We start from the raw sequence: 13,257 nt of genomic DNA on the forward strand, positions 1-13,257 counted from the left end.
TTTAATATAATATTTTTTTTAGTCTAATAGGAAAATAATTAAAAATATTCTTATATAAATATACGGTTTAAAAATTCAAATGCTAATAGTTTTATTGCTTTGGATTTAATTTTAGCGTTATTGATAAGGATTAAGGATATGCAATTAACGGAAGAACAATTGCTGGCAGCATATAAAAGAATGCGCGATATTCGTGAATTTGAAGATCGGCTTCACGATGAGAATAATACAGGTGATATCCCAGGTTTCATTCATCTTTATAGCGGTGAAGAAGCGGTCGCAGTAGGTATTTGCGAAAACTTAAGCGATAAGGACTTTATTACTTCGACCCACCGTGGTCATGGGCATTGTATTGCCAAAGGCTGTGACATTCACGCCATGATGTTAGAGATTTTTGGCAAAGATGATGGCTTGTGTCGTGGTAAGGGCGGCTCAATGCACATTGCAGATTTAGATAAAGGCATGCTCGGAGCAAACGGGATTGTCGGCGGTGGTCCTCCTTTAGCAATTGGTGCTGCATTAACCGCGAAAACTTTAAAAACAGGCGGTATTGGCCTTTCCTTTACGGGAGATGGTGGCTCGAATCAGGGTTTGACTTTTGAAGCGATCAATATGGCGGTAGTGCTTAATCTTCCTGTTATTTTTGTTTTTGAAAACAATGGTTTTGGTGAAGGTACTGCACATGATTATGCCGTAGGCAGTAAAGATATTGCAGGTCGGGCAGCAGGTTTTGGGTTACCCGCTGAAAAAGTAGATGGCACAGACTTTTTTGCTGTTTATGACGTTGCACAAAGAGCGATTCAAAGAGCCCGTCGTGGTGAGGGGCCTAGTGTCATTGAGACTGTGACCAACCGATTTTATGGACACTTTGAGGGGGATCCAGGGTTAATCCGTTCCAAAGAAGAACTCGATTATGTCAAAGAGCATAAAGATCCACTCAAAATCTTCCGTGAGAAAGTGAAGGACCACATTGATCCAGCCAAATTAGATGCGATTGATGCTCAGTCCAAAGCAAATGTGGATGATGCCGTTGCCAAAGCACGTGCAGCTAAATATCCAGAAGTTTCACAACTGCTCACAGACGTTTATGTCTCTTACTAAAGGAATAGAAGAACAATGCCAAATAAAAGTTATAGAAACGCGATTAAAGAAGCGATTGAATTAGAAATGCACCGTGATCCGAGTGTGATCGTTGTGGGTGAAGATGTTCGTGGTGGACATGGTGGTAAAAATACCGATGACAACAAACTTGAAGGTTTTGGAGGGGTGCTCGGTGTAACCAAAGGTTTATGGACTGAATTTGGTTCAGAGCGTGTCATTGATACCCCGATTACCGAATCCGCGATTATTGGTATGGCAGCAGGTGCTGCGGCAACAGGTTTAAGACCCGTCGCAGATTTAATGTTTATGGATTTTTATGGTGTGTGTTACGACATGCTCTATAACCAAGCGGCTAAATTTCGCTACATGTTTGGGGGTAAGGCCAAAGCTCCGATGGTGGTACGCGGCATGATTGGTGCAGGTTTTTCAGCTGCTGCACAACATTCACAATCACCCTACAACGTTTTTGCTTCAGTACCAGGCTTAAAAGTTGTGGTGCCATCCAGCGCCTATGATGTGAAAGGGCTACTAATTCAAGCGATTCGAGATGATGATCCCGTTGTCTTTTGTGAGCACAAGTTGTTGTACGACATTAAAGGTGAAGTACCCGATGAGGCTTATACCATTCCTTTTGGTGTCGCAAATTACACTCGTGAAGGCACAGATATTACGATTATTGCGCTTAGTCTGATGGTACATCGTGCCAATGAAGTTGCAGATAAGCTGGCCAAAGAAGGTATTTCGGTCGAAGTGGTGGATCCGCGGACCATTTCACCACTGGATGAAGAAGGTATTTTAGAGTCGGTTGCTTCCACAGGTCGTGTCGTCATTGTGGATGAGTCTGCAGCACGCTGCGGCTTTGGCCATGATGTGGCTGCACTGATTGCCCAAAAAGGCTTCCATTATCTGAAAGCACCGATTGAATTGGTTACACCGCCGCATTCTCCAGTGCCATTTTCACCCGTGCTAGAGAAGGAATGGTTGCCAAGTGTAGAACGTATTGAACAGGCTGTACGTAAGACGTTGGAGGCTTAGGATGAGCGAAATTAAAACCTTAGAAATCCCGAAATGGGGTCTGTCCATGGAAGAGGGCACGATTGCTCAATGGCTGATTCAGGAAGGCGAGCAATTTAGTAAAGGGCAGGAAATTTGTGAAATTGAAACCACAAAAATCGTCAATGTTCTGGAAGCGCCTTTCGATGGCTTGCTACGAAAAATTATTGCTAAAGATGGTGACACGCTGGTCGTAGGAGGAGTCATTGCAATTTGTGCAGACGCTCAAGTTTCCGATGCAGAAGTTGAAGCATTTGCACAGTCCTTAGGTGGAACACCTGCTGTAACTGAAAATAAAGCGGTAGCAGCGGTTCCTGAAAAAGTAGCTGTAGCTCAAGTTGAAACCAAAGTACAAGCTGCTCCTAAACAGAACAGTGTTGGTCATGTATCAAAAGCGGTGACTCAGGGCGGATATTCTATTCCTGCTGCGTTACAAGGCTATCAACAAAGCGATGATATTTTTGCAACGCCACATGCCTTGAAATTGGCTGAAAAGCATAATGTAAACTTGGCTCAGATTACGGGTTCTGGACGTGAAGGCCGTATCAGTGTTCAAGATATTCAGGCCGCAGTTCAAGCTGCTGGTGGTTCTTGGCCAGATGTACGTCATCAAGCCAGCACGAAAGTCGCGAAATCTAAAGCAGATGACAGTTATGTTCTAGCGACACCTGTTGCCCGCCGTTTGGCAAAACAATGGGGCATTAATTTGCATGATTGTCGCGCATCAGGTTCACGTGGACGAGTCTGTAAGGAAGATGTTGAAGCTGTATATCAACGGGAAAATCCTGTACAAGCTCAACATACTGAGTATGCGCATCCAACAGAGTCTGCAAAATTCACCACCGTAGCTATGAATGGTATGCGTAAAGCAATCGCTGCACGGCTACAAGCGGCAAAACGCAATGCACCACATTTTCGCTTAACGATAGACTTAAATGTTGAGTCGGTTCAGGTTTTGCGTCAGCAAATTAACAGTACTGTACCGCAAGTCAAACTGTCCATTAACGATATGCTGATTAAAGCTGCTGCTGCTGCACTGATTAAAGTTCCACAAGTTAATGTTCAGTTTGATGAAGAGAATCAGCAGATTTTACAGTTTGAACAGGCTGATATTTCGGTTGCTGTAGCCATCGAAAATGGACTGATCACGCCAATTATTAAAGCAGCGAACCGTAAATCTTTGGCGCAAATTTCCAATGATATGCGTGATCTGGCGACACGTGCCAAAACTGGAAAATTGGCACCTGATGAGTTTCAAGGGGGCAGTTTCAGTATTTCCAATTTAGGCATGCTTGGTATTCAACAGTTTGATGCCATTATTAACCCGCCTCAAGGTGCAATTCTAGCCTTAGGTGCAGCAGAGAAACGTGCTGTCGTTGAAAATGATGAGATTGTTGTTCGTGAAATGGTGACCGCAACATTGTCTTGTGATCATCGTGTCATTGATGGTGCGTTGGGTGCTCAATTCTTATCGGCATTAAAGCAGTTTGTCGAAAATCCTGCATTAATTTTGGTGTAGGAGGAATAGTTATGTCAGATACACAATTTGATCTTGTGGTTATTGGTGCTGGTCCTGGAGGATATGTCGCTGCGATTCGCGCAGCGCAACTGGGATTAAAAACGGCAATCGTTGAAAAACAACACTTAGGCGGAGTATGTCTTAATTGGGGATGCATTCCAACCAAGGCATTATTGAGCGGGGCTGTGCTTGCGCAGCAGTTCAAACATGCAGGGCAGTTTGGCTTTACGCTTAACGCGATTGATTTTGATATTCAAAAACTGGTCCATCATAGCAGACAGGTTTCTGAGCAACTGGTGCAAGGTATCGGTCAACTATTGAAAAAAAATCAAATCACTGTTTTTAACGCAGCAGCCCAGTTTATTGCCAAAGAGCAATTAGAGCTTACAGATGCGAATGGTCAAAAACAGCAGATTTCTGCACCGCATATTATTGTCGCAACAGGCGCACGTGCGGCCAATTTGCCTCATATTCCTGTAGATGGCCATCAGGTCTGGAGTTATAAAGAGGCTTTAGTTCCAGAACAATTACCAAAATCTTTACTAGTCATTGGTTCGGGTGCTATAGGCAGTGAGTTTGCAAGCCTATACCAAGACTTAGGCTGCCAAGTCACCTTGGTTGATATTGCAAAGCAGATTCTTCCTAGCGAAGACATTGAGGTTGCGAAGTATGTACAAAAGCAATTTGAACAGCAGGGTATGCAGGTTTTAACCGAAGCGACTGTAAAAAAAATAGAAACTGATCAGGCTCAAGTACATTGTCATATTGAAACTGCCACAGGTGTACAAATCATTACTGTTGAAAAGGTGCTTTCAGCTATTGGCGTGAAACCAAATGCTGAAAATCTTGGCCTAGAAGCTTTGGGAATTGAATTTGAGAATGGTTTTATTAAAGTCGACTCATGGTGTAAAACCAATGTAGTGGGCATTTATGCAATTGGAGATGTTGCAGGTGCTCCGTGTTTAGCGCACAAAGCCAGTCATGAAGCCATGCTATGTGTAGAGAAAATAGCAGGACTGAGTCATGTACATGCCTTAGATCGTACACAAATTCCAGGCTGTATTTTTACCCATCCTCAAGTGGCCAGTATTGGTTGGACCGAGCAAAAAGCCAAAGAGGCTGGTTTTAAGCTGAATGTAGGCAAGTTTCCTTTACAAGCCAATGGCAAGGCTTTGGCACTGGGCGACAGCACAGGTTTTGTCAAAACTATTTTTAATCAAGAAACAGGGGAATTGTTAGGTGCTCACATGGTGGGTCATGAAGTCACAGAACATATTCAAGGTTTCGCGATTGCAAAATACCTAGAAGCTACAGATGAAAGCTTAGCGCAGGTCATTTTCCCTCATCCTACTTTGTCTGAGGCGATGCATGAGTCGGTCTTGTCGGCGATGCAACGTGCAATCCATATTTAAGGAGTCGCAACATGCCTAGAGGTTTAAACAACAAAGTTGCTTTAATTACGGGTGCGGCACAAGGCATTGGACGTGGTATTGCCTTACGTTTAGCACAAGAAGGTGTTCATATTGCCTTGGTCGATCTTCATCAAGAAAAGTTAAATACTGTTCAAAAAGAGGTTGAAGCCTTTGGCGTAAAAGCCACCACATTTATTGCGGATATTTCAGATCCAATACAAATCAGTGACGCTATTAATCATGCAGAATCGACACTTAATGGTTTTGATATCATTATTAATAATGCAGGTATTGCACAAGTCAAAGCTTTGGCAGAAGTAACGCCGAGTGAATTTAACCAAATTATGAACATCAATGTCGGTGGTGTACTTTGGGGGATTCAAGCCGCAGCAAATAAATTTAAACAACGCCAACAGGCTGGAAAAATTATTAATGCATGCTCAATAGCAGGTCATGAAGGCTTTGCTTTACTCGGTGTTTATTCGGCAACTAAATTTGCAGTTCGTGCATTGACGCAAGCTGCGGCTAAAGAATATGCCAGTGTTGAAATTACTGTAAATAGTTATTGTCCGGGTGTTGTTGGTACAGACATGTGGGTCGAAATAGATCAGCGGTTCTCTGAAATTACAGGTGCACCAATTGGTCAAACGTATAAAAAATATGTAGATGGTATTGCTTTAGGACGTGCTGAAACACCAGATGACGTGGCTGCATTAGTTGCATTTTTAGCCAGCGAGGATGCAAACTATATTACAGGTCAGTCTATTTTGACAGATGGTGGAATGGTTTACCGTTAATATCAACATAAGGAATACACAATGAAAGCAGCTCGTTTTTATGATCGAGGGGATATTCGAATTGAAGATATCCCTGAACCGAAAGTACTTCCAGGCACAGTTGGAATTCAAGTTGCATGGTGCGGTATTTGCGGTACAGATTTACATGAATTCATGGAAGGCCCTATTTTTATTCCACCTTGTGGTCATCCACATCCAATTTCGGGAGAATCTGCACCTGTAACAATGGGACATGAATTTTCAGGCGTAGTTTATGCAGTTGGTGAGGGTGTAGACGATATCCAAATTGGACAACATGTCGTAGTTGAACCCTATATCATTGCAGACGATGTGCCTACTGGCCCAAATGACAATTATCATTTGTCTAAAAACATGAACTTTATTGGGCTGGGGGGACGTGGTGGTGGTTTATCAGAAAAAATTGCTGTTCAACGACGTTGGGTACATCCTATTTCGAATGATATTCCTTTAGATCAGGCAGCCTTGATTGAACCCTTATCTGTTGGACATCATGCCTATGTGAGAAGTGGAGCAAAAGCGGGTGATGTCGCTTTGGTCGGTGGAGCAGGACCCATTGGCTTACTACTCTCTGCTATTTTAAAGGCCAAAGGTCTTACAGTGATCATGACTGAACTCAGTGCAAAACGTAAAGAAAAAGCGATTGAAGCTGGCGTTGCAGATTATGTACTGGATCCATCACAGGTCGATGTTGTCACTGAAGTGATGAAAATTACCGAAGATCGTGGGGTTGATGTTGCTTTTGAATGTAGTAGCGTCAATAAAGTGATGGATACATTGGTTGCAGCGATGAAACCTACAGGTGTGGTGGTGATCGTATCCATTTGGAGTCACCCAGCAACCATAAATGTGCATAGTGTAGTGATGAAAGAATTAGATATTCGCGGCACAATCGCTTATGTGAATGACCATCAAGAAACGATTCGTTTAGTCGAGCAGGGCAAGATTAATCTGGAGCCATTTATTACTCAGCGTATTGCACTGGATGATTTGGTTTCGAAAGGATTTGAAACGCTCATTCATAATAATGAATCGGCTGTAAAGATTATTGTTCATCCTTAAATTGACGTTTCGCATAAGGCTAAACAATTTGTATTTATGCATTTTGTTTAGTCTTCATTATTCAAATCAAGTTGATTAAGACTCTGAAAATTAGAATTAATTTACTGTTTGTAATCATAAAAATATTTTCCAGAACTACTCAAAAGCCCTTCCTGAGTAATTTCCTGTTCAAATAAAGATGTGATTGGGTTTTAAATTTCAGAGTTCGAACATGCTTTTGCTTTGTTGATCAATCAAGGCGATTAACAGAGCATGTTGCGCCGTCAGTAGCAGTTACACAGGTAACGGGGCGAAATACGCAATATTGATATCATCACGCTGATGTACCCGTCTAAAGTTGTTCGCTATTTTATTTAGCTAAAGAGTATCTACAAAACTTGTTCTTATTTAATGTAGATAAATAAAAAATGGATCAAGTTAAAGCTTTAGGAGAAGAATAACGGATAGCGAAATATCTTGTAAAAATAGTATGAGTTCAGGCATTTAGTCTTAGTCATTAGGCTGTATATCATTTTTAAAAGCCAGTCACAAACTCAATTGATCTTGAAGATTTTATGGTTTAGCTTATGAAATTAAGGGGACTGATCATTCCCTGAAAATAATAATTTACCCTTCATCAACTGCAAAGATTGAATCCATCGTTTTTATTGTAGATCACTGTAGGTGTCGATATTCATTTATGGAATATTGATACCGCTGGATGTTGACTATGACGATACCTCCACAAAGTACTCGGCAGAAAATACCCGCAGGTGTATGGGTACTCGGTTTTGTCAGCATGCTGATGGATATTTCTTCGGAAATGATTCATAGCCTATTACCAATCTTCATGGTCACGGCACTCGGCGCTAGTGCGCTCGTAATTGGTTTAATCGAGGGTTTGGCTGAAGCCACCGCACTGATCATTAAAATATTTTCAGGGGTGATTAGCGATTATCTTGGAAAGCGTAAAAGCTTGGCTGTGATCGGGTACGCCATGGGGGCGCTGACTAAACCACTATTTGCTGTTGCCTCTACAACAGGCTTAGTACTGACAGCCCGACTGTTGGATCGCACTGGAAAGGGAATTCGAGGTGCTCCGCGAGATGCTTTGATGGCTGATATTGTACCTGCGCAAATAAGGGGTGCAGCGTTCGGTTTGCGACAGTCTCTCGATACAGTTGGTGCATTTCTCGGTCCATTGCTTGCCGTTGGTTTGATGCTGATCTGGAACAACAATTTCCGCGCAGTATTCTGGGTGGCAGTAATTCCAGGATTGCTGGCAGTCGCGTTACTTCTCTTTGGCGTAGGTGAGCCAGATAGTCCGCAGACTAATAAACGCAGTAATCCGATCAAGCGGGAAAATTTGAAACGTTTGGGTGTTTCCTATTGGTGGGTAGTAGGCATTGGTGCAGTGTTTACCTTGGCTCGATTTAGCGAGGCATTTTTGGTTTTACGTGCGCAGCAAGGCGGCATTCCAGTTGCATTCGTACCTTTGGTCATGGTGATGATGAATATCGTCTATGCCTTATCTGCCTATCCATTTGGAAAGTTATCCGATCATATGAGCCACAAGGCATTATTGGCACTTGGACTCATATTTTTGATTGCGGCGGATCTAGTGTTGGCAATCAGCAATCACTGGAGTGTTGTGTTGGCTGGTGTTGCTTTATGGGGTGTGCATATGGGAATGACGCAAGGTTTACTGGCGACCATGGTTGCCGATACTGCTCCAGAAGACTTGCGTGGAACAGCGTATGGATTTTTTAACTTGGTGAGTGGATTGGCTATGTTGCTAGCGAGTGTGTTGGCTGGGCTGTTATGGGATCGACTCGGGGCATCTTTTACATTCTATACAGGCGCGATGTTCTGTGTAATTGCACTTATAGGATTGGGCTGGCAGCCAATTTTGAAAATAGTGAAAAAATAGTGGGGTTATATGGTTATGCTGTTTATAGCGTTGATCAAAAGTTTAGAGTTTATATTAAGACTATTGATGTGATAATTTTTACCTATATGATGGCTGCAATATAAGTTAAGCTAATTACTCAATAAAAGGGACTAAATTAATTGATTTAGAGATTTAGAATATAAAAAATAATACAGCTATTTTATTGAAAAGATTAATGATTACTAAAAATTCTGATACGTAAAAACTCAAAAATCAATGTGGTTTGATTTATATTGATTGATGAAGTGAATTTGGAGAAGAGTATTGCGTGTAGCTCATTATAAGTCTCTGATAATTATATTACTTATTTTATTAATAGGTTTTGTTACCTATCGCTGGTGGCAGGGGCCTCTGTTACCGAGCTATCAAGTAATCTCTAGCCCCCTCGTTCAGACAGTGGTCGCATCAGGACGAGTAGAGACGGTATCTCGAGCCCAGATTGGGAGTGAAATTACAGGCGTTGTCCTTGAACGATGGGTTCAAGAGGGAGATCGGGTTTCCCGTGGGGATGTCCTTTTAATACTGAAATCGGATGAAATCTCAGCGCAGGTGCGGCAGGCAGAAGCCGAATTAAAGGAACTCACAACGACAAGACGTCCGCAAGCTGAAGTCGATTTAGCGAATGCCAAAGTGCAGTTAGAACAAGCCAAACGAGAAGCAGCACGGAGAAAAGGCACAGAATTAGGCATATTGTCGGCTGAGGAACGCGAGAAATCACTCGAGACAGAAAGAGTCGCACGTAATAATTTGGAATCAGCGCGAATAAAAGCCGTAGCTTTAGCCAAAGGTAATGTTGAAGAGACCATGTTGCGTGAACGACTGGCCGCGTTACAGGCTCAACTCGCCAAGACCAAAATTCGTGCTGAAGTCGATGGTACCGTTTTAACCCGTAATGTAGAGCCTGGGGATTTGGTACAACCCAGCCAGACACTCTTCACCATTGCACTGGATGGCGCGACTGAAATTCGAGTGCCCTTTGATGAACGCAATTTACCCTTGCTCGCTTTGCAACAAAAAGCCGTGGTTGCTGCGGATGCTTATCCAGATCGACCATTTCCTGCGCAGATTAATTTTATTGCCCCAAGTATTGATGCTCAGCGTGGCACAGTAGACGTCCGACTGACTGTTAATCCAGTCCCTGATTTTTTACGTCAAGACATGACCGTATCGGTAAATGTTGAAACCAACAAGCGCCAGCGGACCTTGGTCATTCCAAATGATGCCTTAAGCGCAATCAGTGGAAATAAGGCCACGGTTATTTTGATTAGGGAAGGAAAAATACAACGTCACCAAATTACATTAGGTTTACGCGGTTTGGTCATGTCGGAAGTTGTTGCTGGATTGAAAGAGGGCGATCAAGTCCTTGCTGATGCAGAATCACAGCTTAAAGATGGGACTCGTGTCCGCATAGAGCAAACCCAAAGCGTATTGCATAATCAAGCAGATCAGACAGATAGCAAAAATGAATTACCGGTGAAATTCGATTGAAAAACTTTTTAGGGCGACTTTGGACTGAGTGGACAATCGCAATCAGTTTTTTGCGAGAAGGTCGAACCCAGTCAATTATGATTACTATTGGCGTCGCCGTAGGTGTAGCGGTGATTGTGTTTATTAGCGCCTTAATTCAGGGTTTACAATCCAATATTGTAGAACGTACGTTAGGAACACAGGCTCATATTCGTCTGCTCTCACCCGATGAGGTGAATCACATTGTACCGCCACAAGCTGGAACGCTACTGTTATTACAGGAAGATAAGCGGGCGCAGCGCTTGCGTTCAATTAATAACTGGCAACAGATTACCGAAACGCTAGATCATTTACCCATATTGACTGCGGTTTCTCCAGTGGTCTCAGGACCCGCATTCGTACAGCGTGGAGAAGCAGTTGAATCCGTCGCCTTGGTTGGTATTAATCTTGAACGTTATCAAAAAATTATTCCGTTAAAGCAATATATCGTAAATGGTCAATTACAGGTGAGCGCGGATAATGTATTAATTGGACGCCAATTGGCCAAAGATTTAGGCGTGCAAGTTGGGAGCAAATTAAGGCTGGATACTGGGCAACAAAAGAATGCCATGGTCAATATCTCAGGAATCTTTGAATTGGGCGTGCGTGAATTGGATGCGCGCTATGTGTATCTGGATTTGAAGCAAGCGCAATCTTTACTTAATTTGCCGGGTGGGGTCACTGTCATCGATCTTACAATTCACGATATTTTTCAGGCTGATCAAATCGCCGCTCAAGTCGGACGCTTGACGTCATTAAAAGCAGAAAGCTGGATTGAAACCAATGCGCAGTTGATGAATGCGATTACTGCACAGAGCCTTTCGACCAATATGATTATCGTTTTCGTTGCGATTTCAGTCGCTTTTGGCATTGCCAGTGTCATGTCTGTGAGTGTGGTACAACGTACTCGGGAAATTGGTATTTTGCGTGCGACAGGGGCGACGCAATCACAAATTTTAAGGGTTTTCTTATTTCAGGGGGCAATATTTGGCTTGCTCGGTTCGGTGCTGGGTAGTGCGGTGAGTTATGGTTTGATATGGGGATTTAATCAGTTTGGACCTGGTTTGTTTTATATTTCAATTTCAATCAAGCTCATCATATCGGCATTATTATTGGCGACAATGACGGGAATATTGGCTGCTGCAATACCATCCCGTCGGGCGGCTGCACTCGATCCTGTGGAGGCAATTCGTCATGTCTGATTCATCTGAGGAAGTACTACGTTTAGAAGCATTGCGAAAGTCCTATAATGTTGGGCAACCGAATGAGGTTGAGGTATTACATGGAATTGACCTGTGTATTCAACGGAATGACTTTGCCGCGCTGATTGGTCCTTCAGGTTCAGGTAAAAGTACCTTATTGAATATTCTAGGCTTATTAGATCAGCCTAGTAGTGGTGAGTTGTACTTGTTGGGTCAGGCCACAAGCCAAATGGAGGATGCAGCACGGACTGCGTTACGCGGTAACAGCATTGGTTTTGTGTTTCAGTTCCATCATCTTATACAAGCATTTACTGCCTTAAATAATGTGCTTATGCCATTAATGTTGAAGCAGGGCAAGCCAGATAAATCTGCATTGGATTATGCACATGAGTTATTAGCCGCAGTAGGCTTGGAAAAGTTTGCGGATCGTAAACCGAATGAGCTTTCAGGGGGGCAGCAGCAGCGCGTGGCGATCGCTCGTGCACTCATTACTCAACCTGCGTTATTGTTGGCGGATGAGCCAACTGGCAATCTGGATACTCAAACGGCTGCTGAAATGTTTGAATTATTTCGAAAAGTACATCGTGAACATGACTGTGCCGTGTTGTTGGTCACGCATGATCCACGGTTATCTGCAACCTGCGACCGAACCATTAATCTGGTGGATGGGAAAATTCAGAATGATTCAAAAAATCAGTGAATTTAAGCATAAAGTTTGATTATTTTTCTGTAGAAGCTGCTCAAAAAAATATTTTTAGCGATATGAGAGTTTTTCCTTATCAAGTAGATAAATCGATGATTAGAAATATTAAATTGAAATAGATGTTTTTACACGGATTCCTGAAATTCTCAGGGCAAGCCTAAATCTATTGAGCCTGTGTTGAATAAAGTTAAAAAAATCTTCATCGCTTAAGCTTTGAGCTATGGTGATGAATACATTAAATAATTCACGCTTTGTTCACAAGTGGGTCGTGTATTTTGAAAAAAATACGATGAATAGGTTGAGTAATGCAAAATTTCTTTAAAACATCCCTAAGCTGCGCCGCAATTATCTGTGTTGGTTTATTCGCATCATTGACGACCCAAGCTGAAACGTCAAAGCCGCAAGCTGTTAGTCAAATTGACATTCATCAATATGCTGGGCAGTGGTACGAAATCGCGCATTTGCCCATGTACTTTCAACGCAATTGTGTCAGTAACACCACAGCAAATTATACGCTTCACTCAGATAAGACAGTCGCTGTCTTGAATAGCTGTCGTACCAAAACAGGTGAAATGATTTCATCTCAGGGTGTCGCTTATCCGCAAAATACTGGTATGAGCCAGTTAAAGGTCAGTTTTTTACCTGCGGGCTTAAGATGGATTCCTTTTACCAAAGGGGATTATTGGATTTTAAGAGTCGATCCTGAATATAAGGTTGCACTGGTCGGGGGACCTAGCCATAAATATTTATGGATCTTGTCGCGCAACCCACAAATTGACGAAGCGACCTACCAATCTTACTTACAAACGGCACGTCAATATAGTTATGATGTGACTAAATTGCAAAGAACAACTCATCCAAAATAACGCGCGAAATTCACGGGTGATTTTTCTGGTGCCCAAACAAACTTGACGGTGAACTTCACATAAATTTCATATGCTGCTACATAAAATG

General features: G+C 42.6%; 11 protein-coding genes. All 11 read left to right on the forward strand.

All coding sequences use genetic code 11. The annotated features are described in order from the left end of the window. The first annotated feature begins 138 nt into the window (after window positions 1-138). The 11 genes from ACWQ4X_RS05975 (at window position 139) to ACWQ4X_RS06025 (ending at window position 13,169) form a co-directional block, all read left to right on the forward strand. Complete coding sequence (locus ACWQ4X_RS05975) at window positions 139-1,101, forward strand: thiamine pyrophosphate-dependent dehydrogenase E1 component subunit alpha (RefSeq protein ID WP_374531241.1); 963 nt, start codon at window positions 139-141, stop codon at window positions 1,099-1,101. 15 nt (window positions 1,102-1,116) lie between these two features. After that, the gene (locus ACWQ4X_RS05980; protein WP_142768396.1) at window positions 1,117-2,136 is read left to right on the forward strand and encodes an alpha-ketoacid dehydrogenase subunit beta; all 1,020 of its coding nucleotides are present in this window, start codon (window positions 1,117-1,119) and stop codon (window positions 2,134-2,136) included. 1 nt (window position 2,137) lies between these two features. Beyond that, entirely contained in the window at window positions 2,138-3,673 is a 1,536-nt protein-coding gene (locus ACWQ4X_RS05985) for a 2-oxo acid dehydrogenase subunit E2 (protein ID WP_457903060.1), read from the forward strand. 11 nt (window positions 3,674-3,684) lie between these two features. Beyond that, window positions 3,685-5,085 (forward strand): dihydrolipoyl dehydrogenase, encoded by a 1,401-nt coding sequence (gene lpdA / locus ACWQ4X_RS05990; protein ID WP_457903061.1) that lies wholly within the window; start codon window positions 3,685-3,687, stop codon window positions 5,083-5,085. An 11-nt stretch (window positions 5,086-5,096) separates the two neighbouring features. Further along, entirely contained in the window at window positions 5,097-5,882 is a 786-nt protein-coding gene (locus ACWQ4X_RS05995) for an acetoin reductase (RefSeq protein WP_457903062.1), read from the forward strand. 21 nt (window positions 5,883-5,903) lie between these two features. Beyond that, window positions 5,904-6,962 (forward strand): 2,3-butanediol dehydrogenase, encoded by a 1,059-nt coding sequence (locus ACWQ4X_RS06000; RefSeq protein ID WP_457903063.1) that lies wholly within the window; start codon window positions 5,904-5,906, stop codon window positions 6,960-6,962. Window positions 6,963-7,671: 709 nt separating this feature from the next. After that, the gene (locus ACWQ4X_RS06005) at window positions 7,672-8,871 is read left to right on the forward strand and encodes an MFS transporter (RefSeq protein ID WP_457903064.1); all 1,200 of its coding nucleotides are present in this window, start codon (window positions 7,672-7,674) and stop codon (window positions 8,869-8,871) included. A 285-nt stretch (window positions 8,872-9,156) separates the two neighbouring features. Then, window positions 9,157-10,380 (forward strand): efflux RND transporter periplasmic adaptor subunit, encoded by a 1,224-nt coding sequence (locus ACWQ4X_RS06010; RefSeq protein WP_457903065.1) that lies wholly within the window; start codon window positions 9,157-9,159, stop codon window positions 10,378-10,380. Continuing rightward, window positions 10,377-11,600 carry an ABC transporter permease gene (locus tag ACWQ4X_RS06015; protein ID WP_457903066.1) on the forward strand — a complete coding sequence of 408 codons (1,224 nt, stop codon included), beginning with the start codon at window positions 10,377-10,379 and terminating at the stop codon, window positions 11,598-11,600. Before ACWQ4X_RS06010 ends, ACWQ4X_RS06015 begins: the two co-directional genes overlap by 4 nt. After that, a complete protein-coding gene (locus ACWQ4X_RS06020; RefSeq protein ID WP_457903067.1) occupies window positions 11,593-12,300 on the forward strand; it encodes an ABC transporter ATP-binding protein in 708 nt (235 codons plus the stop codon). The genes ACWQ4X_RS06015 and ACWQ4X_RS06020 overlap by 8 nt, the downstream gene beginning before the upstream one ends. Window positions 12,301-12,608: 308 nt before the next feature. Next, entirely contained in the window at window positions 12,609-13,169 is a 561-nt protein-coding gene (locus tag ACWQ4X_RS06025; protein WP_457903068.1) for a lipocalin family protein, read from the forward strand. Window positions 13,170-13,257 lie beyond the last annotated feature (88 nt).

This window comes from Acinetobacter sp. NigerLNRRAM0016 (genome assembly GCF_054112845.1).